19 protein-coding genes are annotated in these 22,911 nt (G+C 72.9%); 10 read left to right on the top strand and 9 right to left on the bottom strand.

The window, feature by feature from the left end:
- Positions 1–100 precede the first annotated feature (100 nt).
- Together ACZ5WG_RS30020 and ACZ5WG_RS30015 are read left to right on the top strand one after the other, a co-directional pair.
- Positions 101–1,417, top strand: a complete 1,317-nt coding sequence (locus ACZ5WG_RS30020; RefSeq protein WP_468727267.1) for a DUF4190 domain-containing protein — start codon at positions 101–103, stop codon at positions 1,415–1,417.
- Positions 1,418–1,481: 64 nt separating this feature from the next.
- On the top strand, positions 1,482–3,236 hold the full coding sequence (locus ACZ5WG_RS30015) for an NAD+ synthase (RefSeq protein WP_468727265.1): 1,755 nt from the start codon (positions 1,482–1,484) through the stop codon (positions 3,234–3,236).
- A 62-nt stretch (positions 3,237–3,298) separates the two neighbouring features.
- On the opposite strand, the gene ACZ5WG_RS30010 is transcribed toward ACZ5WG_RS30015, so the two are convergent.
- On the bottom strand, positions 3,299–4,327 hold the full coding sequence (locus ACZ5WG_RS30010; RefSeq protein WP_468727263.1) for an endonuclease/exonuclease/phosphatase family protein: 1,029 nt from the start codon (positions 4,325–4,327) through the stop codon (positions 3,299–3,301).
- Between the two features lie 340 nt (positions 4,328–4,667).
- Here ACZ5WG_RS30010 and panB point away from each other — a divergent pair, with 340 nt between their 5' ends.
- The 3 genes from panB (at position 4,668) to ACZ5WG_RS29995 (ending at position 7,532) form a co-directional block, all read left to right on the top strand.
- Entirely contained in the window at positions 4,668–5,528 is an 861-nt protein-coding gene (gene panB / locus ACZ5WG_RS30005; protein ID WP_030291569.1) for a 3-methyl-2-oxobutanoate hydroxymethyltransferase, read from the top strand.
- A gap of 112 nt (positions 5,529–5,640) precedes the next feature.
- Entirely contained in the window at positions 5,641–6,693 is a 1,053-nt protein-coding gene (locus ACZ5WG_RS30000) for an ATP-binding cassette domain-containing protein (RefSeq protein ID WP_468727261.1), read from the top strand.
- Positions 6,690–7,532 (top strand): ABC transporter permease, encoded by an 843-nt coding sequence (locus ACZ5WG_RS29995; RefSeq protein WP_468727259.1) that lies wholly within the window; start codon positions 6,690–6,692, stop codon positions 7,530–7,532. The genes ACZ5WG_RS30000 and ACZ5WG_RS29995 overlap by 4 nt, the downstream gene beginning before the upstream one ends.
- Positions 7,533–7,592: 60 nt before the next feature.
- Here the strand turns inward: ACZ5WG_RS29995 and ACZ5WG_RS29990 are convergent, their stop codons facing one another.
- Entirely contained in the window at positions 7,593–11,282 is a 3,690-nt protein-coding gene (locus tag ACZ5WG_RS29990) for an AfsR/SARP family transcriptional regulator (protein WP_468727258.1), read from the bottom strand.
- 73 nt (positions 11,283–11,355) lie between these two features.
- On the opposite strand from ACZ5WG_RS29990, the gene ACZ5WG_RS29985 reads away from it, so the two are divergent.
- Positions 11,356–12,156 carry a site-2 protease family protein gene (locus ACZ5WG_RS29985; RefSeq protein WP_468727257.1) on the top strand — a complete coding sequence of 267 codons (801 nt, stop codon included), beginning with the start codon at positions 11,356–11,358 and terminating at the stop codon, positions 12,154–12,156.
- A gap of 33 nt (positions 12,157–12,189) precedes the next feature.
- Here the strand turns inward: ACZ5WG_RS29985 and ACZ5WG_RS29980 are convergent, their stop codons facing one another.
- Complete coding sequence (locus tag ACZ5WG_RS29980; protein WP_468727256.1) at positions 12,190–12,921, bottom strand: transporter substrate-binding domain-containing protein; 732 nt, start codon at positions 12,919–12,921, stop codon at positions 12,190–12,192.
- Between the two features lie 69 nt (positions 12,922–12,990).
- Positions 12,991–13,176 carry a hypothetical protein gene (locus ACZ5WG_RS29975; protein ID WP_385576873.1) on the bottom strand — a complete coding sequence of 62 codons (186 nt, stop codon included), beginning with the start codon at positions 13,174–13,176 and terminating at the stop codon, positions 12,991–12,993.
- 227 nt (positions 13,177–13,403) lie between these two features.
- Here ACZ5WG_RS29975 and ACZ5WG_RS29970 point away from each other — a divergent pair, with 227 nt between their 5' ends.
- Entirely contained in the window at positions 13,404–15,467 is a 2,064-nt protein-coding gene (locus tag ACZ5WG_RS29970; RefSeq protein WP_468727254.1) for a TerD family protein, read from the top strand.
- 97 nt (positions 15,468–15,564) lie between these two features.
- Here ACZ5WG_RS29970 and npdG read toward each other — a convergent pair whose 3' ends face one another.
- Positions 15,565–16,293 carry an NADPH-dependent F420 reductase gene (gene npdG, locus ACZ5WG_RS29965; RefSeq protein WP_468727253.1) on the bottom strand — a complete coding sequence of 243 codons (729 nt, stop codon included), beginning with the start codon at positions 16,291–16,293 and terminating at the stop codon, positions 15,565–15,567.
- A 115-nt stretch (positions 16,294–16,408) separates the two neighbouring features.
- On the opposite strand from npdG, the gene ACZ5WG_RS29960 reads away from it, so the two are divergent.
- Positions 16,409–17,014: a hypothetical protein gene (locus ACZ5WG_RS29960; RefSeq protein WP_468727252.1), complete on the top strand. Its 606-nt coding sequence runs from the start codon at positions 16,409–16,411 to the stop codon at positions 17,012–17,014.
- Positions 17,015–17,032: 18 nt separating this feature from the next.
- On the opposite strand, the gene ACZ5WG_RS29955 is transcribed toward ACZ5WG_RS29960, so the two are convergent.
- On the bottom strand, positions 17,033–17,272 hold the full coding sequence (locus ACZ5WG_RS29955; protein WP_468727251.1) for a hypothetical protein: 240 nt from the start codon (positions 17,270–17,272) through the stop codon (positions 17,033–17,035).
- 82 nt (positions 17,273–17,354) lie between these two features.
- Between ACZ5WG_RS29955 and map the strand changes: the two genes are divergently transcribed.
- Together map and ACZ5WG_RS29945 are read left to right on the top strand one after the other, a co-directional pair.
- Positions 17,355–18,212 carry a type I methionyl aminopeptidase gene (gene map / locus ACZ5WG_RS29950; RefSeq protein WP_468727250.1) on the top strand — a complete coding sequence of 286 codons (858 nt, stop codon included), beginning with the start codon at positions 17,355–17,357 and terminating at the stop codon, positions 18,210–18,212.
- A gap of 165 nt (positions 18,213–18,377) precedes the next feature.
- The gene (locus ACZ5WG_RS29945; RefSeq protein ID WP_468727248.1) at positions 18,378–19,025 is read left to right on the top strand and encodes a biliverdin-producing heme oxygenase; all 648 of its coding nucleotides are present in this window, start codon (positions 18,378–18,380) and stop codon (positions 19,023–19,025) included.
- A 60-nt stretch (positions 19,026–19,085) separates the two neighbouring features.
- Here the strand turns inward: ACZ5WG_RS29945 and ACZ5WG_RS29940 are convergent, their stop codons facing one another.
- From ACZ5WG_RS29940 to ACZ5WG_RS29930, 3 genes are all read right to left on the bottom strand, one after another.
- Positions 19,086–19,757 carry a PhzF family phenazine biosynthesis protein gene (locus ACZ5WG_RS29940; protein WP_468727244.1) on the bottom strand — a complete coding sequence of 224 codons (672 nt, stop codon included), beginning with the start codon at positions 19,755–19,757 and terminating at the stop codon, positions 19,086–19,088.
- Between the two features lie 19 nt (positions 19,758–19,776).
- Positions 19,777–21,228: an HtaA domain-containing protein gene (locus ACZ5WG_RS29935; protein ID WP_468727240.1), complete on the bottom strand. Its 1,452-nt coding sequence runs from the start codon at positions 21,226–21,228 to the stop codon at positions 19,777–19,779.
- 63 nt (positions 21,229–21,291) lie between these two features.
- Entirely contained in the window at positions 21,292–22,788 is a 1,497-nt protein-coding gene (locus tag ACZ5WG_RS29930) for an HtaA domain-containing protein (protein WP_468727237.1), read from the bottom strand.
- Between the last annotated feature and the right edge of the window lie 123 nt (positions 22,789–22,911).

Raw genomic sequence — 22,911 nt, 5'->3', positions numbered from 1 at the left:
CCTGCGGGCCGGGGGCCAAACCCCCTTGGAGCGATGCGGGGCCCATGGCAGGCTTGGTGATCACCGCGCACACCACCCCCCGTGAGGACTTCCGCCAGGTATGAGCACGCCCCCGAACCCGCCCAGCAGCCCGTCCGGTCCGCCGACGGAGCCCGTGGGCACGCCCATACCGGAGCCGGCCTCCGCACCCTCCGCGCCCGAGCCGGCGCAGCCGCTGTCGCTCCGGAAGTCCCCGGAGCCGGAGCCGGAGCCGAGGCCGGAACCCGGGCCGACGCCGGAGCCCGCGCCCGCGCCCACGCCCACGCCCACGCCGGAACCCGAAGCACAGCCCGTACCGGCCCCCGCCCCCGCGCCGACGCCGACGCCCGAACCGCAGCCCGCCGCGGCCCCCGAGCCGGTCCCGGCGCCCTCGCCGCAGCCCGCCCCCGCGCCGCAGCCCGAGCCCGTGCGGGCCCCCGCGCCCGTCGACGCGTTCGCGCCGCCCGCGGCCTCCGCCGCCTTCGCGCCGCCGACCGCGCCCCTGCACGCGGCTCCCCCGGCCCCCTCGTTCGGCGCGCCCGTGCCGCCCGGCGGTCCCGGCGCGCCCGTACCGCCCGCCAACCCCTGGGGCGCCCATGCCGTCCCCGGCGCCGTCCCCGGCAACCCGTGGGGCACGCCCGCCCGGGCCGCCACCAACGGCCTGGCCGTCGCCGCCCTCATCATCGGCATCGCCGCCGTGGTCATCGGGCTCATCCCGTTCGTCTTCTGGGCGGGCGGCCTCCTCGCCGTCGTCGGCATCGGCATCGGCATCGGTGCCCTCGTCCGCGCCTCGGGCGGCGCCGGGCGCAAGACGATGGCCGTCGTCGGCACCGTCCTCGCCGTACTCGGCCTCGGCGCCTCCGTCGGCGGCTTCCTCCTCACCGGCCTCGTCATCGAGAAGGTGGCCGACGACCGGCTCGACGACGACTGGAACCCGCCGGCCGACCTCCGCCGCAGCATGCCGCCGATCCCGAAGGCCTCGCCCACGCCTTCGCCCTCACAGGTCCCCGGCATGACGACCCCGCTGCCGTTCGGCGAGACGTACACGTACCCGAACGGCATCAAGGTGACCTTGTCGACGCCGAAGAAGTACGTCACGAAGAACAAGTACTCCCAGGTCGGCAACGCGGTGGAGATGACGCTCACCATCACGAACGGCTCGTCCGCCGCACACAACGTCATCTACGCGATGCCCAACGTCCGCGACGAGAAGGGGATGACCGCCAAGCTCGTCTTCGACGGCGACGTCCCGAAGATGATCAGGGGTGACATCCTGCCGGGCGAGTCCGCCAGCGGGGTCGTGGCCTTCGAGGTACCCGAGGGCACCGAGCGCATCAGCGCCGACATCTCGCCCGGAGTCATGATGCCCAACGCGAAGTTCAGCGGCTCGATCGGCTGACGGAAACGCACGAGAAGCGCGGGGCCCAGGACATCGCGTCAGAAAGACGATTAGACTGGGCCCCGTGCCTCAACTTCGCCTCGCTCTGAATCAGATCGACTCGCAGGTCGGCAACATCGCCGCCAACGCCGACTCGGTCGTCCACTGGACCCGGCACTCCGCCGAGCAGGGCGCCCACCTGGTGGCGTTCCCGGAGATGATGCTGACCGGGTACCCCGTCGAGGACCTCGCCCTGCGCGGCTCCTTCGTCGACGCCTCCCGCACGGCGCTGCTCGAGCTCGCGGAGCGGCTGGCGGCCGAGGGCTTCGGCGAACTGCCGGTCGTCGTCGGCTACCTCGACCGCTCCGAGAAGGCCGCCCCACGGCTCGGCCGCCCAGCCGGTTCCCCGGAGAACGCGGCGGCCGTGCTGTACGGCGGGAAGGTCGTCCTCCGCTTCGCCAAGCACCACCTCCCCAACTACGGCGTGTTCGACGAGTTCCGGTACTTCGTCCCGGGCGACACGCAGCCGGTGATCCGGGTGCGCGGCGTCGACGTGGCCCTGGCGATCTGCGAGGACCTCTGGCAGGAGGGCGGCCGCGTCCCGGCCACCCGCTCCGCCGGGGCCGGCCTGCTGATCTCCGTCAACGCCTCCCCGTACGAGCGCAACAAGGACGACCTGCGCCTCGAACTGGTCCGCAAGCGCGCCCAGGAGGCCGGCTGCACCCTCGCCTACCTGGCCATGATCGGCGGCCAGGACGAGCTGGTCTTCGACGGCGACTCGATCGTCGTCGACGGCAGCGGCGAGGTCATCGCACGCGCCCCGCAGTTCTCCGAGGGCTGCGTCCTCGTCGACCTCGACCTGCCCGCGGCGCGGGCCGACGCCCCCGGGGGCGTCGTCGACGACGGCCTGCGGATCGACCGCGTGGTCCTCTCCGAAGAGCCCGTGGAGCCGTACGAGCCGGTGGTCACCGGCGGTTACGCCGACCGCCTGGACGACGACGAGGAGATCTACGACGCGCTGGTCGTGGGCCTGCGCGCGTACGTCAAGAAGAACGGATTCCGCTCCGTCCTGATCGGGCTCTCCGGCGGCATCGACTCCGCGCTGGTCGCCGCCATCGCCTGCGACGCGATCGGCGCGCAGAACGTGTACGGCATCTCCATGCCCTCGAAGTACTCCTCGGACCACTCCAAGGGCGATGCGGCCGAGCTGGCCGACCGGACCGGCCTGAACTTCCGTACGGTGCCGATCGAGCCGATGTTCGACGCGTACATGGGCTCGCTGGGCCTGACCGGCCTGGCGGAGGAGAACCTCCAGTCCCGGCTGCGCGGCACGATGCTGATGGCGGTCTCCAACCAGGAGGGCCACATCGTGCTGGCCCCGGGCAACAAGTCGGAGCTGGCCGTCGGCTACTCCACCCTGTACGGCGACTCGGTGGGTGCGTACGGCCCGATCAAGGACGTCTACAAGTCGGACGTGTTCCGGCTCGCGCAGTACCGCAACCGGGCCGCGGCCGAACGCGGCGAGACCCCGCCGATCCCGGAGAACTCCATCGTGAAGCCGCCGAGCGCCGAACTGCGCCCGGGCCAGGTGGACACGGACTCGCTGCCGGACTACCCGGTACTGGACGCGATCCTGGAGCTGTACGTGGACCGCGACCAGGGCCTGGAGGCGATCGTCTCGGCCGGATTCGACGGCGAGCTGGTCGCCAGGACGCTGCGGATGGTGGACACCGCGGAGTACAAGCGCCGCCAGTACCCGCCGGGCACGAAGATCTCCGCGAAGGGCTTCGGCAAGGACCGCCGGCTGCCCATCACGAACGGCTGGCGCGAACAGGCGTAGGGGCGTCCGGCGAAGGGGCCTCGCAGCCGATGCGGTGAGGCCCCTTCCGCAACCGCTGCGGGCTACTTCCTCACCGTCAGCCGCGCAGCGATCGGCAGGTGGTCGCTGCCGGTGCGCGGGAGGGTCCAGGAGCCCTCGGGCGTGATCCCGCGGACCATGATCTGGTCGATGCGGGCCATCGGGAACTGGGCCGGCCAGCTGAAGCCGAATCCGTCGCCCGCCGCGCCCTGGGTGGAACGCATCTGCGAGGTGACCTCGGACAGGGATCGGTCGTTCATGGTTCCGTTGAGGTCGCCGAGCAGGATGACCTTCTTCAGCGGTTCGGCGGCGAGCGCGGCGCCCAGGGCCCCGGCGCTGTTGTCGCGCTGGTTGGCGGTGAAGCCGGCGTTGAGCTTGACCCGGACGGAGGGCAGGTGGGCGGCGAAGACGGCGATCTGGCCGTACGGGCTGTCCACGGTGGTGCGCATGGCGCGGGTCCAGCCCATCTTGATGTCGACGGGCGAGCTGGCGCTCAGCGGGTACTTGCTCCACACGCCGACCGTGCCCTCGACGGAGTGGTACTTGTACGCGCCCGCCAGCGCCTCCTCGTAGACGGGCACGGCGCTGCCCTTGAGCTCGGTCAGGGCCAGGACGTCGGCCCCGGACTTCGCGACCCGGGCTGCGGTGCCGCGCGGGTCGGGGTTGTCGGCGTCGACGTTGTGGGTGGCGACCATCAGGTTGCCACCGGAGCCGGACTTGTCGAGGACCAGGCCGCCGAAGAGGTTCACCCATACGACGGCCGTCAGCAGTATCGCGATCAGCGCGGTGGCGGACTTGCGGACGACGGCGGCGGCGAGCAGGAGCGGCACGGCCAGGCCCAGCCAGGGCAGGAAGGTCTCGGTGAGGCTGCCGAGGTTGCCCACGTCGTTCGGCAGCTCGGCGTGGAAGATCATGACCAGCGAGATCAGGGCGGCCAGGGCCGCGGTCACGATCCCGCGCCGCCAGATGCCCCGGTCGCGGCGCAGCCCGGCCAGTCGGCGCCGGAGGCGGGATCCGGAGGGCTCGGGCTCCGAGCCGCCGTTCCCCGTCTCCGTCATGTACGCCTGTGCCATGCCACTGCCCTCGCTGCCGTGCTTGCGCTCCGTCCCCGCTCCTTGACCCTAGGCGATGGACGCAGCCTTCCGTGCCGTTGTTCCGGCCGTACGTCCCGGAGGACGAACGGCCGCGCGGCCGAGGTTCCGCTTGTCACGAAACGCGCACATTCGCTCTCGCGCGCGTCGAACCGCCGCGGAGGGGACCATGAAGGGGCCAGGAGTGGTCCTGGTGTGAGCCAGGAGTGTGACGTACAGGTCTTCGCGCCACTTTCGCCACGGCCCGGGCAGGTGCCACCATGGTGGATGAGTCCGGGGACGCCGTAAGGGCGCCTCGAGATGACATCAAGGAGCAGTTGCCATGACGCATGCCGTTTCGCCTGCCCGCGAAGCCGCCTCCCCCACCCTGTACGGAGGCACGGGCACCCGACGGATCACCGTCCGCGACCTCACCCTCGCCAAGGAGCGGGGCGAGAAGTGGCCCATGCTCACCGCCTACGACGCGATGACCGCGTCCGTCTTCGACGAGGCCGGCATCCCGGTCATCCTCGTCGGCGACTCCATGGGCAACTGTCACCTCGGCTACGAGACGACCGTCCCCGTGACGATGGACGAGATGACCCTGCTGTCGGCTGCCGTCGTACGGGGCACGAGCAGGGCCCTGGTCATCGGCGACCTGCCGTTCGGCTCGTACCAGGAAGGCGCCGTGCAGGCGCTGCGCAGTGCCACCCGCCTCGTGAAGGAGGCCGGCGTCGGGGCCGTGAAGCTGGAGGGCGGCGAGCGCTCGCTGCACCAGACCGAGCTGATCGTGCAGTCCGGCATCCCCGTCATGTCCCACCTGGGCCTGACCCCGCAGTCCGTGAACGCCATGGGCTACCGGGTGCAGGGCCGCGGCGACGAGGCCGCGCACCAGCTGCTGCGCGACGCCAAGGCGGCGCAGGACGCGGGCGCCTTCGCGGTGGTGCTGGAGCTGGTTCCGGCCGAGCTGGCCGCCGAGGTCACCCGGTCCCTGCACATCCCGACGGTCGGCATCGGTGCGGGCGCGGAGTGCGACGCGCAGGTGCTGGTGTGGACCGACATGATGGGCCTGACCGGCGGGAAGATGCCGAAGTTCGTGAAGCAGTACGCGAACCTCCGCGCGACCATGGGCGACGCGGCGAAGGCCTTCGCCGAGGACGTGGTCGGCGGAACGTTCCCGCAGGCCGAGCACAGCTTCCACTGATCGATCGGGCACCCCGTCAGACAGCCCGCCGACGCGTCGCCGGCGGGCTGTCGGCTTCCTGTCGGCCGGCTGTCGGTGCGATGTCGGTGCGTTGTCGGTGGCGGCTGGTCCCATGGTGCCCATGACGCGAAACGACAAGAATCCCCTGAACGGCTCGAACGCCGTCGAGGTGCGGGGACTGGTCAAGCACTACGGCGAGACCAAAGCCCTGGACGGTGTCGACCTGGACGTCCGCGAGGGCACCGTCCTCGGGGTCCTCGGGCCCAACGGCGCCGGCAAGACGACCCTCGTACGCTGCCTCTCCACCCTGATCGTCCCGGACGCCGGGACCGCGACCGTCGCGGGCTACGACGTGGTCCGCCAGCCGCGGCAGCTGCGCCGCACCATAGGCCTGACCGGCCAGTACGCCTCGGTCGACGAGAAGCTCTCCGGCTGGGAGAACCTCTACATGATCGGCCGGCTGCTCGACCTGTCCCGCAAGGACGCCCGGTCGCGTGCGGACGAGCTGCTGGAGCGGTTCTCGCTCACCGACGCCGCCAGGAAGGCCGCGATGAACTACTCCGGCGGCATGCGCCGCCGGCTCGACCTGGCCGCCTCCATGATCGGCCGCCCTGCCGTGCTGTACCTGGACGAGCCGACCACCGGCCTCGACCCCCGCACCCGCAACGAGGTGTGGGACGAGGTGCAGCGGATGGTCGCCGAGGGGGCCACCGTCCTGCTCACCACCCAGTACATGGAGGAGGCCGAGCAGCTCGCGAGCGAGCTGACGGTCATCGACAAGGGCAAGGTCATCGCCAACGGCAAGGTCGACGAGCTGAAGGCCCGGGTCGGCGGCCGGACCCTGAAGATCCGCCCCGTCGCCGCGTCCCACCTGCCGGGCATGGCCCGTGCGCTGGCGGAGGCCGGGCTCGACGGCGTGGCCGGTTCGCAGGCCGTCCCCGACGAGGGCGTGCTGCTGGTCCCGATCCTGAGCGACGAGCAGCTGACCGCCGTGGTCGGTCTGCTGGCCGCCCGCGGGTACGCGATCGCCGACCTCGGCACGTACCTGCCCAGCCTGGACGAGGTGTTCCTGGCCATCACCGGTCAGCGGCCCACCCCGGTCGAGGATTCCGTTCCCACCGAGAAGACCGAGAAGACCGAGAAGACCGAGGAGGTCGCGGCATGAGCACCGTCACCACCACCAAGCCCGCGGCCGCCCCGGCAGCCGCGGCGTCCGCCCCGTCCGAGGACGGCCGGATCGGCCTGCGCGGCAACCTGCGCCACATCGGCGCCCTGGTGCGGCGCAACGCCCTGCAGATCAAGCAGGACCCGGAGTCGATGTTCGACGCCGTGCTCATGCCGATCATCTTCACGCTGCTGTTCGTGTTCGTCTTCGGCGGCGCGATGTCCGGCAAGGGCAACCAGGAGCAGTACGTCAACTACCTGGTCCCGGGCCTGATGGCGATGATGGGCATGAACATCGCCATGGGCGTCGGCACCGGTGTCAACGACGACTTCAAGAAGGGCGTGATGGACCGGTTCCGGTCCATGCCGATCGCCCGGTCCTCCGTTCTCATCGCCAAGATCGTGGTCGAACTCGGCCGGATGATGGTCGCCATCGCCATCCTGCTCGCCGTGGGCTTCATGCTCGGGCTGTCCGTCCACTCGGTGCCGGCGCTGCTGCTGGCCATCGGGCTGTCGGCCGTCTTCGGCGCCTCCCTGATGTGGATCTTCATCCTGCTGGGTCTGACGATGAAGACCGCGCAGGCCGTCCAGGGCATGGCGATGCTGGTCCTGATGCCGTTGCAGTTCGGCAGCTCGATCTTCGCCAAGCCGACGACCATGCCCGGCTGGCTGCAGTCCTTCACGGACTACAACCCGCTGTCGAACCTGGCCGACGCGGCGCGCGGCCTGATGAACGGGACCCCGCTGGGCCACTCGGTGTGGGTCACCCTGGCCTGGTCGGTCGCCATCACCGCGGTCCTCATGCCGCTCGCCGTCCGAAAGTTCCGCCAGAAGACCTGATCCGGGTCGGTCGGTCCGTTCCGGATCGCGTCCCGGACGGGCCCCGCACGGGGGGCCGGGTCAGATGAGGGCGGTGGCCTCCTCCAGGGTGAGGCCGCCGCCTTCGGCGTACGCCGACGCGTACGCGGCCTCGCCGAGCGCGGCGCGCGTCAGCACCTCGGCGCGGGCGCCGTCCTCGCGCTCCGTGCTGACCGGGAAGTGCTCGGGCGGCAGCTGGGCCCGGTACGCGCCGAGCAGCCGGGCGGCGTCGTACGCGTGCTGCGGGCCGCCGAGGCCGGCGTGGGAGAGGGCCGCCGTCATCAGGTACACGGCGGGCATGTGCGGGGCGACCATCAGGGCGAGGGGGTCCCGGGCGGTCCCCATGGCCTGCCGGAGCATGGCGAGGGCCTCCGTGTACTTGCCCTCCCGGTTCTCCAGCCAGGCCATCGTGCCGAGCAGGAACCCGTCGAAGATGGCGAACGCGCCGAACGCGAACTCGTCGCGCAGCAGCTGGAGCTGGTGGCGGGCCTCGGGGATGCGGCCGGTACGGCCGTAGATCCCGGCGAGGAACATCAGGGCGGCCGGCATCGCCTCGTTGCCGTGGGTGAAGGGGGTGCTCAGGATCCCGGTGAGGGTCTCCTCGGCCTCGGCGAGCTCGCCGTTCTCGACGAGGGTCCCGGCCATCCGCACGCGCAGGACCGTGACCTGGGACGGGGCGCCGAGCCGCTCTGCGTGCTCGATCGCGGACCGGTAGTCCTCGGCGGCGGCCGCGTACTCGCCCCGCTTCTCGCGTGCTTCGGCGCGGGCGGAGAGGGCCTCGGCGCAGCCCCAGTCGTCGCCCAGCGACTCGAAGAGGGCGTGGCTCTCGTCGGCGTCACGGGCCGCGTCCCCGGACCAGGCGGCCCGGTTGGCGAGCCAGTTGGCCCGTACCTGGAGGGCGGCGGCCAGCTCCCAGCGGTAGTCCAGCTCCCGGGCGGTGTCGACGGTGGTGTCGAGGACCTGCTGGAGCAGGTCGGAGTTCCCGGCGATCATCACGGCGTAGATCCACAGGCCCGCGGGGGTCCGGCAGGTCTGCGGCAGACCGGGCCGGTAGGCGGCGAGGACCCCCTCGATCTGGTCCCGGATCTCGGGCGCGGTCCAGCTCTCGTTGGTCTGGTCGCGGGAGGCGAGCTGGATCAGCCGGATGCCGCGCCAGGCCTCGGTGAGCAGTTCCCCGCCGTACGGCGGGGGCGTGTCCACGAGCTGTGCGTACACGGGCTCGGCGGGGGTGACGGGCGCGGCGAACGGGTCGGGGCCGAGCGCGCCGGCGGCGTTGGACCAGTGCCGGGACTCGGCGCGCAGGTCGTGCATCTGCCAGTACCAGGCGAGGGAGTGGACCAGGCAGAGCACCTCGTCGGTGTCGCGGGCGGCGACGGCGCGGCGCAGGGCGGTACGGAGGTTCTCGTACTCGGCGGCGAACCGCCGCCTGGCCTCGCGCTGGCGCCGGCCGCGCAGCAACGGCTCGGCGGTGCGGGCGAGTTCGCGGTAGTACGTGAGGTGGCGCCGTTCGGTGTCACCGCGGTCCCCGGCGGCCTCGGCCAGCCGCTCGGCGGCGTACTCGGCGACGGTCTCGAGGAGCCGGTAGCGCATGCCGCCGCTCTGGCCGGGGGCGGCGACGACGAGGGACTTGTCGACGAGGGAGCCGAGGACGTCGGCGACGTCCAGGGTGCCGTCCGTGCAGACGGCCTCGGCGGCGGGGAGGTCGCAGCCGCCGGCGAAGACGGAGAGCCGGCGCAGGACGGCGCGCTCGGGCTCGTCGAGCAGGTCCCAGGACCAGTCGACGACGGCGCGCAGGGTCTGCTGGCGGGGCAGGACGGTACGGGCGCCGCTGGTCAGGAGCCGGAAGCGGTCGTCGAGGCGGTCGGCGATCTGACGCGGGGTGAGCAGCCGCAGCCTGGCCGCGGCCAGCTCGATGGCGAGCGGCAGCCCGTCGAGGCGGCGGCAGATCTCGGCGGCGGCGGCCGGGTCGTCCTCGACGCTGAAGCCGGGCCGGGCGGCCGCCCCCCGGTCTCCCAGGAGCCGGAGCGCGACGGGGTCGGGCAGCGGCTCCACCGGCCGCAGCAACTCCCCCGGCACGCCGAGGGGTTCGCGGCTGGTGGCCAGGATCCGGACGCCGGGGCAACGCGCGAGGAGTTCCTCGGCCAGCTCGGCGGCGGCGCCGACGACGTGCTCGCAGTTGTCCAGGATCATCAGCATCCGCCGCCGCGCGCAGTGCTCCGCGAGCCGGTCGAGGGGCTGGTCCCCGGCCCCGGCCCGGTCGGTCAGCGCCCGCAGCTCCTCGGCGGCGGCGCCGCGCAGCTTGGTCTCCCGTGCACCGAGCGCGGTGAGCGCGGCCTCGGCGACGTCCTCCGGGTCGTCCACGGGGGCCAGCTCCACGAACCACACCCCGTCGGGCCAGGCCGCGGCGGCGTGCTCGGCGGCCTCCTGGGACAGCCGCGTCTTCCCGGCCCCGCCGGGCCCGAGCAGGGTGACGAGCCGCGCCCGCCCCAGATCCCCGCCGATGACCCGGATGTCCTCCTCCCGCCCCACGAAGGTGGTCAACCGCACCCGCAGGTTCCCCGGCCGGGAGGACCCGGGTCCGCCCGCCGGGCCGGCGTCCGCCGGCTGCACGCCGCCGTATCCCCCGGCCGGGCCGGAGGCCGGGGCCGGGCCCGGCTGCGCGGCCTCGGCCGCCGGGCCGGAGTCCGGCGACTGCGCGCCGTGCCACGGGCCGGCCGGAGCGGTGGGCACGCCGGGAGCCGGAGGCACGACCGCGCCATGCCCCTGCCCCGGCTGCCCGGGACGGCCGCCCGGGGCGCCCGCAACCCCGCTCTGCCCGGAGCCCGCGTGCTGCGCGCCACCCCCCGCCCCGGCCGGGCCGGGGGCCGGGGGCTGCGCGCCCCGCCACGGTTCGCCCGAGCCCGAGGCCGGGGGCCGGGGGCCGCCGAACGCCCCGGCCGGGCCGGGGGCCGGGGCACGGGGCGGCCGTCCCTGGCCGGAGGGCGCGTTCTCGGCGCTGCCCCAGGGACCGGCCGGGGCGGAGTGCGGGGTCAGGAGCTGGGTGTGGAGGGTGCGCAGGGCCGGGCCCGGGTCCGTGCCGAGGCGGGCGGCCAGGTCCCGGCGGACGGCTTCGTACGCGGCCAGCGCTTCCGCCGGGCGGCCGGTGTCCCGCAGGGCCTGGATCCGCAGGACCTGGAGCGGCTCGTCCAGCGGGTGCTGCTCGCACAGGGCGGTCAGCTCCGGGAGGGCCCGCCCGGCCTCGCCCAGCGCCAGGGCCGCCGCGAGCCGGCCCCGGCGCGCGTCCAGACGTACGGCCTCCCAGCGGGCGGACTCGGCCACCGCGTCCGGCAGGTCGGCCAGCGCCGGGCCGCGCCACAGCGCCAGGGCCTCGTCGTACAGGGCGTCCGCCTCGGCCGGGTCCTGCGCCACGGCTCCGGCCCGGGCGAGCCGCTCGAAGCGGTACAGGTCGACGTCCTCGGCCGCCGCGGCGAGCAGGTACCCGCCCTCCACCGAGCGCACCGCCCCGCGTCCCAGCGCCCTGCGCAGCCGGCCCACCAGCGCCTGGAGCGCGGCCGGCGCATCCGCCGGCCGGTCGCCGTCCCACACCTGCTCCACCAGCAGGTGCACCGGAACGGCCCGCCCAGGCCTCAACGCCAGCGCCGTCAGCAGCGCCCGCAGGCGCGCTCCGCCGACGGCGACGGGGGTCCCGTCGTCGCCGCTGGCCTGGGCAGTGCCGAGAATCGCGTAACGCACCGGCCCATTGTCCCTTCCTCCGAGCCCGGCCCCGTACTCCTTTTGGCCTACCGGCCGGGGTAGGTTTCGCCGCATGGGTCATCAGGGCAGCCGCGGCGAGCGGCAGATCAGTTCCGTATTCCTCGGCATCTTCGCCGTCATGGCGGTCACCGGCTGGGCCGTGTGGACGGGGTACTCGACGAGCACCGGGCTCGCCGTGTTCCTCTTCGTGACCTCGGCCTGGATCGTCTCCCTGTGCCTGCACGAGTACGCGCACGCCCGTACGGCCCTGCACAGCGGCGACCTCACCGTCGGGGCCAAGGGCTACCTGACGCTGAACCCGCTGAAGTACACGCACGCACTGCTCAGCATCATCCTGCCGGTGATCTTCGTGATCATGGGCGGGCTGGGCCTGCCCGGCGGCGCGGTGTACATCGAGCGCGACCGGATCCAGGGCCGCTGGAAGCACAGCCTCATCTCGGCGGCGGGCCCGCTGACGAACGTGGCCTTCGCGGTCGTCTGCACGGCGCCGTTCTGGCTGAACGCCCTCGACGGAGTCCCGATGGCGTTCCGCTTCGCGCTAGCCTTCCTCGCGCTGCTCCAGGTCTCGGCGGCGATCCTGAACTTCCTGCCGGTGCCGGGCCTGGACGGCTACGGGATCATCGAGCCGTGGCTGTCGTACCGGATCCGCCGCGAGATGGCGCCGCTGGCGCCGTTCGGGCTGATCGCGGTGTTCGCGCTGCTGTGGATCCCGGAGGTCAACGGCTACTTCTTCGACGTGGTGCGCAATCTGCTGTCCACGCTGGGCGTTTCCGACCTGGAGACCTTCTGCGGCCGCGACCTCTACCGCTTCTGGCAGGACACGAACGGCTTCTGCGCGGCCCCGCAGTCCTGAAAACGCCTGCGGCCGCCCGGTCCCCGCGGCCCCTCAGGCGGCCGGGGCGGCCGGGGCGGCCAGTGTGTCCGGCTGCCCCGACCGCCGCAGCGCCTCCGCGACGAATCCGGAGGCCTTCAGCTCCTCCACGAACGCCCGCAGGAAGGCCACCGTCTCCGGCCGCCGGGAGACGGTGGTCCCCACCGCCTGCCGGATCTGCATGAACGCCGGCTCCACCAGCCGGACCTCCGGGTGCGCGGCGGCGTACGCGGTCACCGGCTGCCGGATGCCGGCCCCGGCCTCCAGCCCCTGTTCGCGGAAGACGTCCACGCCCTCCGCCCCGCGCACCACACCGGCGTGCCTCAGCTCGCGCGACAGGAACAGGTCGTACGCCGACCCCTCCTTGACCCCGATCCGCACCCCGGCCGCGTCCACCTCGGCGGGCGTCGTGAGCCGGGACTCGCGCGGTACCGCGTACACGCCCTCGATGAGCACGTACGGCGCGGTGAACGCCACCTCGGCCTCACGGGCCGGATCCACCGCCAGGAAGCAGATGTCGGCCCGCCCCTCGGCCATCGCCTCGAAGGACTTCCGCGCCGCGTCGAAGCACAGGAACTCCACCGGCAGCCCCAGCCGGGCCGCCAGCTCCCGCGCGATGTCCACGGTGATCCCGGCGGGCGCCTGCGGCGTCCCCTGGGCGAGCACCGGATTCCCGAGGTTCACCGAGGCCCGCAGGACACCCTTCGGCGCCAGATCCCCGGCCACGGCAGCAGTCAGATTCCCCATGGCCCGGGAGTGTAGGCGCAGCCCCGGGCGCCCCGGCGGTGGCATCGGCGCGGACGGCCCGCGCTGCACTCAGCCCGCGGAGCGCGCGGCCTTCTCCGCCTTCGCCTTGCGCAGGTAGAACCAGGCCATGTTGGACGTGAGCCCGGCCAGCAACACCCACACGATGCCCAGGAAGCTGCCCTCCACGAAGGCGACCACGGCCGCGGCCACGGACAGGACGCAGACGACGATGGCGAACACGGCAAGGCGGGGCATGCGGAACAGCTCCTCGGCAACATGGAACGGGGTCGAGCCCCACCAGTGTCCCCCATGCCCCGCAGTGCCCCCGTAAAGGCACCCCGCCCTCCGCTTCCGACCCCTTTTCCGGCTTTCGCCGATCTCCGGCGCAGCACGCCGCTACGGTTCGCCGGGAACGGAAGAACGACAGTCCGGCCTGCTCGGTCCGCCACGGACGAACGAGCCGGGCGACTGGGGGGTTGGACATGCAGGAGATCTCAAAGGGCGCCAACGTCAGCCTGACGGCCCTCAGCGAGGACGCCGGGGCCGTGGTCGTGAGCCTGAGCTGGAGCAGCGCCTCGGGGGCCGGCGACGCCGACGTCTCGGTGCTCCTCGTCGACGGGAACGGCAAGGTCCGCAGCGAGAACGACTTCTACTTCTACAACAACCCGGCCGCCGCCGACGGGAGCGTGCAGCTGCTGGGCAAGACGCCGACCGGCAACGGCGACGAGGACCGCATCAGCGTGGACCTCACCGCCGTGCCCGAGGACGTCGCCCGCATCGTGGTGGCGGCCAGCCAGTACGGCGGCGCCCGGTTCGGCGATCTGGACGACCTGCGGATGACGGTCGCGGACCGGTCCGGCGAACCTCTGGTCGGGTTCTCCATCCACGACGCGGGCGTGGAGAGCGCGTTCATCTTCGGTGAGCTGTACCGGCGCGGCGAGGAGTGGAAGTTTCGCGCGGTCGGACAGGGCTACGAGACCGGGCTGGCCGGTCTGGCCACCGATTTCGGCATCGCCGTCAACGAGGAGGCCGACGAGAGCGAGGACGCGGGCGAGGCGGGCGGGCCGGGCGAGGCGGGCGACAGCGTCGACGCCATCGAGATGGCGAAGGCGGCCGACGGCGCACCCGCCGCGGAGCCCGAGCCGGTCGACACGCCCGAAGCCCCGGCCCCGGACCCCGTCCCCGCCCCCGCAGAGCCGGACGCCGTGCCCGCCCAGACCCGCGGCCGGGGCCCTCGTACGACCAAGAAGAAGGTCACCCTCCCCAAGGTGGCCAAGGCCTCGCTCGCCGAGAACGACTCCTGGCGCCCGGCCCGGCTGTTCCCCGTACCGACGCTGAAGAGCGACCGGGAGCGGGAGGTGCGCGCCACCTCGGTGCTGCTGTCCGTCATGGCGCAGGTGCCGGAGTTCGGCCGCCGCCTCACCGCCGCGTTCGGCGCCCCCGCCGGGCGGATGCAGACCTTCACCGAGGTGTCCCTCCCCCATGGCGACACCCCGCGGCGCCCGGACGGGGTGATCCGGGTCGAGCGCGCCGGGAAGCTCTGGACGGCCCTGGTCGAGACGAAGACGAACGGCAACCCGCTCAAGCCCGAGCAGGTCCAGCAGTACATGGACATCGCCGCACGCCGCGGCTACGAGGCCGTGATCACGCTCTCCAACGACGTCGCCCTCGAAGGTGCGGCCATGGTGGACGTCAAGATCGACGGTCGGCGCAAGCACAAGGTCAGCCTCTGGCACCTGTCCTGGGCCGAGGTGGCCCACCAGGCCCAGATGCTGATCCGCCACGAGGGCGTGGGCAACGCCGCACACGCGTGGCTGCTGCAGGAGCTGCTGGAGTACCTCCAGCACGAGCAGTCGGGCTGCCACGGATTCCAGAACATGGGCGCCGCCTGGGTACCCGTGCGCAAGGGGATCGAGGACGAAACCCTCGCCCCCGACGACGCGCGCGCCGTCGAGGTGGTCGAGAGCTGGGAGCGGCTGATCCGCCAGGTCTGCCTGCGCCTGGGCGGGGAACTCGGCCAGAAGGCGCTCCCGGTTCAGCGCGTCCGGCGCGGCAGCGATCCGCAGGCGCGCCGCACCGCGGCGGCGGAGGCGCTGTGCCGGGACGGGCGGCTCTCCGCGGAGCTTCGCATCGACGGGACGAGCAGCGTCATCGCGGTGACCGCCGATCTGCGGACGGGGAAGGTCCGCACCACGGTCGACGTACCGGCGCCGGAGGGCTCGTATCCGCTGACCACGGTCAAGCGGCTGGTCAGGCTGCTGGCCGAGGCGCCGGCGGACCTGCACGTGGAGACCCTCGTCGAGGGCGCGAGCGGGCCGCGCGGCACCCTCGAGCGGCTGCGCCCCGAGCCGGGCGACCTGCTGCCCAAGGGCGGCGCGCCGCTCAGCGGCTTCCGGCTGTCGCTGATCAAGGGCATGGGCAACACCCGCGGCAACACCGAGTCCGGGTTCATCCGCAGCGTCGACGAGGCCGTGGACCGCTTCTACCAGGGGGTGGTGGCGCACCTGGGCCCCGTCGAGGCGCGCGCCGGCGGCCGCCGGGGCTGACGGGGCTGACGGGTCTGACGGGTCTGACGGGTCTGACGGGGTCACCTGTACCCCGGCGGCTCGCTTCGAAGGCGGCCGCCGGGCACGGGGCGGCGGCTCAGACGTCCGTGATGCGCAGGCCCGTGTGGGCCTTGTAGCGGCGGTTCGCGGAGATCAGGTTGGCGACCAGGGACTCCACCTGGTGGGCGTTGCGCAGGCGGCCGGCGAAGACCCCGCGCATGCCGGGGATACGGCCGGCCAGGGCCTGCACGATGTCCGTGTCGGCGCGGGATTCGCCGAGGACCATCACGTCGGTGTCGATCTCCTCGACCGAGGCGTCCTGGAGCAGGACCGCCGAGAGGTGGTGGAAGGCCGCCGTCACCCGGGAGTCGGGGAGCAGGGCGGCGGCCTGCTGGGCCGCGCTGCCCTCTTCGACGTGGAGGGCGTACGCGCCCTGCTTGTCGAAGCCGAGCGGGTTGACGCAGTCCACCACGAGCTTGCCCGCGAGGTCCTCGCGCAGCGATTCCAGGGTCTTGGCGTGGCCCTCCCACGGCACCGCGATGATCACGATGTCGCTGCGGCGCGCGCACTCGGCGTTGTCCGCGCCCTCCACGCCGAGGCCCAGTTCGTCGGCGGCGCTCTGCGCGCGGTCGGCGGCGCGGGAGCCGATGATCACCTTCTGGCCGGCCCGGGCGAGCCGGTACGCCAGGCCCCGGCCCTGGTCACCGGTGCCGCCGAGGACGCCGACGACGAGGCCGGAGACGTCCGGCAGGTCCCACGGGTCCTTGGCCGGTGCCTTGGCCGGCGCCGTCGCGGGGGAAGTCTGAGTGCTGTCTGAGGAGGTCATGGGGGCGAGGGTAATGCCGGGATCGGCAGAGTCGAACGGGGACGGGGCTGCGCCGGGCCGGGCGAAGCGGGGCGAAGCGCTCCCGTATGTCCCTTCCATGCGGCAGGATGCCGATATGGACGCCGTGAGGGTCGCGCTGCTGCGCGAGGTGCTCGCCGGTACGCAGTGGCCCGGTGCCGCGCGCCGGTTCGCCGGATCGCTGCGGCGCTCCGTCGCACCGGCCGGCGGGAATCTGCTGCTGGTCGGGACCGAGCAGTACGAGCCCTGGCACCTGGCGGCGCACCTGGTGGACGAGGCCGCCTGGTCGGGGCTGCCGGAACTGGCGCCCACGCTCGTACGCCACCGCGTGCTGCCCGGGGAGCCGGCGCACCTGTCGGTGGGGCTGGGCCGGCTGGAGGCGGTCCGGCGCGGGCACACCCTGCTGGTGGTGGCGCCGGAGGAGCCCGGGGCGGGGCTGCTGGAGCGGGTGCACGACGCCCGGCGCGCGGGGGCGACCGTACTGTCCCTCGACGGCGGGGATCCGGATCTCGCCGCGCTCGCGCACGACGCCCTGTCCGTACGGGAAGGGGCCGGCGAGCTGGACCTGGACACCGTGCAGCACCTGGTCAGCGCGGCGGCCGGGGAGAACAGCCTGCCGGTGCGGCGCGGGCCGCGGCGGCTGCGGGACCGGCTGGCGCGGCTGGCCGACCAGCTGACCGCGCCACCGCCCAGCCGCTGGTAGGCCTGGGAGCCCCGTGCTCTACGGGGCGGCCGTGCCCTCGTCCTCTTCGCGGGACTTGTCGTTCCACTTGGGGTCGTTCTGCCATTCGAGGTTGCGTTCCGCCGCGATCTCCATGGCGCGGCTCGCCTCCTCCGGCGTCTCGTACGGGCCGAAACGGTCCTTCGCCGGGCACTCCGGGCCTTCCTCGACCTTGTGGTGGACCAGGCAGTAGTACCACTCGCCGGGTTTGCCCACCTGACGCTTCTTGAACAGGGCCATCGTCCTCGGGCTCCTCTCGATACCTCTCGATACCGTTCTCTGCCGCCATGCTGCCCCATCCCCGCTGGATACACTCGCTTGCATGTCTGGCCAGTCGCTGCTCGTACCAGGCGAGCTTTCTCCCGTCCGTTCCGTTCCCGGAAACATCCGCCGGCCCGAGTACGTGGGCAGGCCCGCGCCCACTCCGTACACCGGACCGGAGGTGCAGTCGGCCGCGACCATCGAGGCCATGCGCACCGCCGGCCGGATCGCCGCCCAGGCGATGGAAGAGGCCGCCAAGCTGATCGCCCCGGGGGTGACCACCGACGAGCTGGACCGGGTCGCGCACGAGTACATGTGCGACCACGGCGCCTACCCGTCGACGCTGGGCTACCGGGGCTTCCCGAAGTCCCTGTGCTCCTCGGTCAACGAGGTCATCTGCCACGGCATCCCCGACTCCACCGTCCTGCGCGACGGCGACATCGTGAACCTCGACGTCACCGCGTTCATCGGCGGCGTGCACGGCGACAACAACGCCACGTACCTGTGCGGTGAGGTGGACGAGGAGTCGCGGCTGCTCGTGGAGCGCACCCGCGAGGCCCTGAACCGGGCGATCAAGGCCGTGAAGCCGGGCCGCCAGATCAACGTGATCGGCCGGGTCATCGAGTCGTACGCGAAGCGCTTCGGCTACGGCGTGGTCCGGGACTTCACCGGGCACGGCATCAACTCGTCCTTCCACTCCGGCCTGATCATCCCGCACTACGACAGCCCGCACGCCACGACGGTCATCGAGCCCGGGATGACCTTCACGATCGAGCCGATGCTGACGCTGGGCACGCACGAGTACGACATGTGGGCCGACGGCTGGACCGTCGTGACGAAGGACCGCAAGCGCACCGCGCAGTTCGAGCACACACTGGTGGTGACGGACACGGGAGCCGAGATCCTCACCCTGCCGTAAAAACCGGAGTACGCATCGGAGAAAGTCCGCCGGAGGCGTTTTACCGACAAGCCGTCGGGAAGACATTGACTTAGGTAAGCCTAAGCACGAGGATCGGGCGTGGCGGACGTGCCGTCACGCCCGGCGGGCCCGCCCGTCACCTCGTCCCGTCTCCGGAGGATTGTCTTGGACGCCTTCTCTACGGTCATCCGTGTCGCGTCGCACGAGCAGCACACCGAGGCAGAGACCTCGACCTTCATGAGCGACCTGCTCGGCGGCCGGCTCGGAGTGGACGCCTACGCGCGCTACACCGAGCAGCTGTGGTTCGTGTACCGGGCCCTGGAGGACGCGGCCGAGTCCCTGAAGGACGACCCGGTGGCCGGCCCGTTCATACAGCCCGAGCTCATGCGCGTCGCCGAGATCGAGCGCGACCTGGCACACCTGCGCGGGCCGTCCTGGCGCGAGACGCTGATCGCGCTGCCCGCCACCGAGGCCTACGCGGCCCGCGTGGCGCACTGCGCGGCCATCTGGCCCGGCGGGTACGTCGCCCACCACTACACCCGCTACCTGGGTGACCTCTCCGGCGGCCAGATCATCCGCGACAAGGCGGAGCGGACGTGGGGCTTCACGCGCAAGGGCGACGGTGTCCGGTTCTACGTCTTCGCGGACATCGCCAACCCCGCCGCCTTCAAGCGGACCTACCGCGAGCTGCTGGACGCGATCGCCGCGGACGACCTGGAGAAGCAGCGCATCATCGACGAGTGCAAGCGCGCCTTCGACTTCAACGGCGCGGTCTTCCGCGAGCTGGGCCGGGAGTTCCCGCTGAGCGCCTGACGCGCTCCGATCTCCGCCGCGGGGTCCGCACCGGCTCGGTGCGGACCCCGCGGTGCATGCCTACTCGGTCCGCGCCTCGGGCAGCTTGGCGAAGCGGACGCGGCCGCCGATCTCGACGGTGCCGTCCGGGCCGGGCGCGGTGAGGATCTGGGAGCCCGCGCCCTGGGTGATGTTCAGGGCGCGGTTCAGCTCGGCGGTCAGCAGGATCGCGGCCGATCCGGTGGCCTCGTCCTCGGCGATGACCCCGTCGGGGCGGCGCGGGAAGCCGCGGGCCCGGATGCGGCCCGCGGTCTCGTCCTCCCAGGCCCAGGCGTACAGCCAGCCCTCGCCGGGCGGCGGCGCGGGCAGCGCGTCGACCTCGGCGGGGCTCGCGTACTGCTCGGTGCGCTTGCCCTCGACCCACTCGGGGAGGGCCGTGATCCAGGTGAACTCCCCGTCGTCACGCGCCCATACGGAGCCGGCCGGCGGCTGGAGCTCCTCGATGTCGAGCAGCCACGCGACCCCCACCAGCGGATGGCCGGCGAAGGACATCCGCGTCCCGGGCGTGCGGATGTCGACGACCCCGCGCTCGGGGTCGTCGACGAACACCGTCTCGCTGTAGCCGAGTTCGGCGGCCAGCGCCTGACGCGAGGCGTCGTCGGGGCAGGTCCGGCCGTCACGTACGACGCCGAGCAGGTTGCCGTGGCGCCCGTCGCCCGCGCAGAAGACCTTGAGCACATCGAGATCGTTCACGCGGGAATTGAAACACGGTTCAGATCTGGACGGCGCGTCGCCTGCGCGCGAGGAAGACCGCGCCGGCACCGGCCGCGACGACCGCGCCCGAGGTGGCGAGCAGGGCTCCGGCCGGGACTTCGGCGCCGGTGCTGGCGAGGTTCCCGCCGACGCTGCCGCCACCGCCCACGGCGGAGCCGGTGCCGCCGGTCCCGCCGGTGGTGGCCGTCGTGGGGGCGGTGGTGGGCGCCGTGGTGGGGATGACGGCGTCCTTGTCGACGGACACGGAGAGGGTGACGGCGTCGGTCGGCTTGCCCTCGGCGTAGTCCGGGCTCGGGGCGCCGATGGCGGCGGCGCCCTCGGCGGTGAAGGCGGCCGGGACGGCGTTCAGGGTGAGCAGGCCGCCCGAGGTCCGGTACTCGGTCTTCGACAGGTCGAGCGTGGCGAAGGGGACGTCCGCCTTGGTGGCGGTGGGCGTCTTGACGTCCAGGACGAGGGTGCCCTTCTTGCCCTCGGCGTTGATGCGCAGGTTCCCGAAGGTCATGTCGATGCCGTGGTCGGCCCGCTGGAAGCGCAGGTTGCCCGCGAAGGAGGCGGTCAGCTTCTGCTTCTTGACGTCGAGCTCGCCCTTGCCGAGGGCGAAGGCGAAGGTGTCCCCGCTCGCGACGGCCCCGCCCGCCGGGGTGACCGAGCCGCCGCCCTTCACCACGTACGAGCGGAAGGAGTCCTTCACTCCCCAGGTCAGCCGGCCCCCGAGGAGCTGCTGCGGGCCGTCGGCCGCTGGGGAGCTCGCGCCCTGCGAGGGGGTCGAGGAGTTCGACGGGGTCGACGGGGCCGGGGACGGGCTGGTGGAAGCCGACGTCGTCACGGACACGGAGGGCGAGGGGGACGGCTGCGCGAACTGCAGGGCGGCCGTGAGCGGGTCGCCGGCCAGGCCGGCGTACTTGTCCGAACCCAGCTGCTCCGCCGCCTCCTTGGTGAGGGTGGTGCCCAGCTTCTCCATCGCCGGCCCGCCGAAGGCCACGTCCGCCATCGGGACGCCGGGGGTGAGGGTGCCGTTCTTGGTGACGTCGGCCGTCAGCTTCTTCGTCCCCGTGTCGAAGCGGAAGTTGGCGAGGGTCACCTTGAAGCCGTGGGCGGGCGCGTCGAAGGTGACGCTGCCCTTGAACGCGGCCGTCACGACATGCCCGCCGTCCTTGTCGTACCGGCCGGTCGCCGAACCGAAGCGGAAGGTGCCGTCCGCGTTCAGTGCGGCCCCGTCCGCCGGGGTGATCGTGCCCTTGGCGATGTTGAGGACGTACGAGCGGTAGCTCGCCAGGACGCCCCAGTCGAGGGTGCCGTCCACGATCGGTATCGGCGCGGCGGCGACGGCCGCGGAGGCCTGCCCGCCGCCCACCGCCGTGGCGGGCAGGACGAAGGCGGTGGCGCCGAGTGCGGCGGCGGTGGCGACGGCGGCCGCAAGGGCGAGCGGACGGCGGTGGGACGAGGACATTGCGGTTGCCTCCTGAAAGGCGACGGGGGGTGGCTGACGGGGGTGAGGTCTGAGGGCGGGCGGTCAGGGCCTGGGCTGCTGCACGTCCGCGGACCCGGCGGTACCGTCCGGGTCCGCCGGTGCGGCCGGTGCGGTCGCGGCGGCCGGGACGGCCTCCGTACGGCGGTTGCGGCGCAGTACGAGGTGGACCGCGCCGCCGGCCAGGACCAGGACGGCCACCCCGAGGGCGGCGTACAGCCCGGTGTTCGAGGACTCCCCTTCCTTCGCGGCGGGAGCGGCGGGAGCGGCGGATGCGCCGGGGGCCGCGGGCGCGGCGGGTGAGGCCGTGGAGCCCAGGTCGGGCAGGGCCGGCAGCTTGGCAGTGGCGTCGAGTGCGACGGCGAGCGAGACGGGGTCCATCTCGGTGCCGGCCGCATACATGGAAGAAACGCCCATGGATTTGAAGGCCTGCGAGCCGCCCTCGGTGAGGGTGGCCGGGGCTTCGGTGAGGGTGGCGAGTGCGCCCTCGGCCTTCAGCCCCTTGGCGTCGAACTCGACGAGCGCGACGGCGTTCTTCGTCTCGCTGCCGGTGGTGACGTCGGCGGACAGGACGCCCTTGCCGTTGGCCACCTTGACGCTCAGCTTGCCGAGCTTCAGGTCCAGATGGGCGCCGGTGAAGTGGACCGTGCCGGCGAAGGCGGCGTCGAGGATCCCCTTCCGGCCGTCGTACGCACCCTTGCCCTGCGGGAAGCGGAACAGCGCGCCGCCGTCCTGCGCCCCCTCTGCGAGGGTCCACTTGCCCTGGCCGACGGAACCGGTGACGTACTCGCGGAACGTGCGCCGGACACCCCAGTCGACGGCGGCGTCGGCGAACGCACCCTGGGCGGCCTGCGGGTCCTGCGGGGTCTGGGCCGGGGCGCTCGGGGCCGGCGAGGTCCCGGCGGCCGGGGCGGCCAAGACGTCGGCGGAGAGCGAGACGGGGTCGAGCTGCGCGCCCGCCGAGTAGTAGCCCGAGAAGGCCTTGGCGCCCTGGTCGGTGAGGGTGGCCGGGATGTTGGTCAGGGCGATCGGACTGCCGCCGCCCTTCATGTCGACGCCACCGAGGCCGAGGGTGGCGAAGGGCACCTGGGTCCGGGTGGTGACCGCGCCGGTGTCCTTGGCCTTGCTGGAGACGTCCGCGTAGAGGGTGCCGCTGCCGCCGTCGATCTTGACGGTCGGGCGGCTGACCGTCAGGTCCAGTTCGTACGTGCCGTCCGGCTTCTGGTGGCCCTGGAAGCCGACGCCGCCGCTGAAGGCGGCCTCGAAGGCGCCGGTGTCCGGATCGTAGGAGCCGGTGGCCGAGTGGAAGCGGAACAGGCTGCCGCCGGCCGTGGCGGCACCGTTCTTCAGCTTGAAAGAGCCTTTTGCGACCGGACCGGTGACATAACTCTGGAAGGACGATTTGATGCCCCAGTCGAGTCGGCCCCCCTGCACGGTGCGGCCGGCCGCATGGGCGGCGGTGGCCGGGAGCAGGGCACCCAACAGGGCCGCCAGGGCTGCCAACAGGGCGACTGCGGATGCGCGGGCGGGTCGCGAGGGCATGAATGTCCCTTCCGGGTCTGGTTAATAAGGTTAGGCTAACCTAAGCTACCTCCCGTCGGAGGGGAACCCCCGACTCCCCGGAACCTCAGCCCGACCTCCAGCCGGACGATCAGGACGGTGCCT

It is taken from the genome of Streptomyces sp. NPDC032745, from assembly GCF_055579465.1.
The sequence above is the reverse complement of the archived record's forward strand: the minus strand, read 5'-3'. Positions and strand labels throughout refer to the sequence as shown.

What these genes read in the sequence shown, in the direction of transcription:
- ACZ5WG_RS29985 (WP_468727257.1), top strand. Translation starts at nt 11,356, where the DNA reads ATGGGTCATCAGGGCAGCCGCGGCGAGCGGCAGATCAGTTCCGTATTC.
- ACZ5WG_RS29975 (WP_385576873.1), bottom strand. Translation starts at nt 13,176, where the DNA reads ATGCCCCGCCTTGCCGTGTTCGCCATCGTCGTCTGCGTCCTGTCCGTG.
- ACZ5WG_RS30000 (WP_468727261.1), top strand. Translation starts at nt 5,641, where the DNA reads ATGGTGCCCATGACGCGAAACGACAAGAATCCCCTGAACGGCTCGAAC.
- ACZ5WG_RS29980 (WP_468727256.1), bottom strand. Translation starts at nt 12,921, where the DNA reads ATGGGGAATCTGACTGCTGCCGTGGCCGGGGATCTGGCGCCGAAGGGT.
- npdG (WP_468727253.1), bottom strand. Translation starts at nt 16,293, where the DNA reads ATGACCTCCTCAGACAGCACTCAGACTTCCCCCGCGACGGCGCCGGCC.
- panB (WP_030291569.1), top strand. Translation starts at nt 4,668, where the DNA reads ATGACGCATGCCGTTTCGCCTGCCCGCGAAGCCGCCTCCCCCACCCTG.
- map (WP_468727250.1), top strand. Translation starts at nt 17,355, where the DNA reads ATGTCTGGCCAGTCGCTGCTCGTACCAGGCGAGCTTTCTCCCGTCCGT.
- ACZ5WG_RS30010 (WP_468727263.1), bottom strand. Translation starts at nt 4,327, where the DNA reads ATGGCACAGGCGTACATGACGGAGACGGGGAACGGCGGCTCGGAGCCC.
- ACZ5WG_RS29970 (WP_468727254.1), top strand. Translation starts at nt 13,404, where the DNA reads ATGCAGGAGATCTCAAAGGGCGCCAACGTCAGCCTGACGGCCCTCAGC.
- ACZ5WG_RS29935 (WP_468727240.1), bottom strand. Translation starts at nt 21,228, where the DNA reads ATGTCCTCGTCCCACCGCCGTCCGCTCGCCCTTGCGGCCGCCGTCGCC.
- ACZ5WG_RS30020 (WP_468727267.1), top strand. Translation starts at nt 101, where the DNA reads ATGAGCACGCCCCCGAACCCGCCCAGCAGCCCGTCCGGTCCGCCGACG.
- ACZ5WG_RS29960 (WP_468727252.1), top strand. Translation starts at nt 16,409, where the DNA reads ATGGACGCCGTGAGGGTCGCGCTGCTGCGCGAGGTGCTCGCCGGTACG.
- ACZ5WG_RS29930 (WP_468727237.1), bottom strand. Translation starts at nt 22,788, where the DNA reads ATGCCCTCGCGACCCGCCCGCGCATCCGCAGTCGCCCTGTTGGCAGCC.
- ACZ5WG_RS29955 (WP_468727251.1), bottom strand. Translation starts at nt 17,272, where the DNA reads ATGGCCCTGTTCAAGAAGCGTCAGGTGGGCAAACCCGGCGAGTGGTAC.
- ACZ5WG_RS29995 (WP_468727259.1), top strand. Translation starts at nt 6,690, where the DNA reads ATGAGCACCGTCACCACCACCAAGCCCGCGGCCGCCCCGGCAGCCGCG.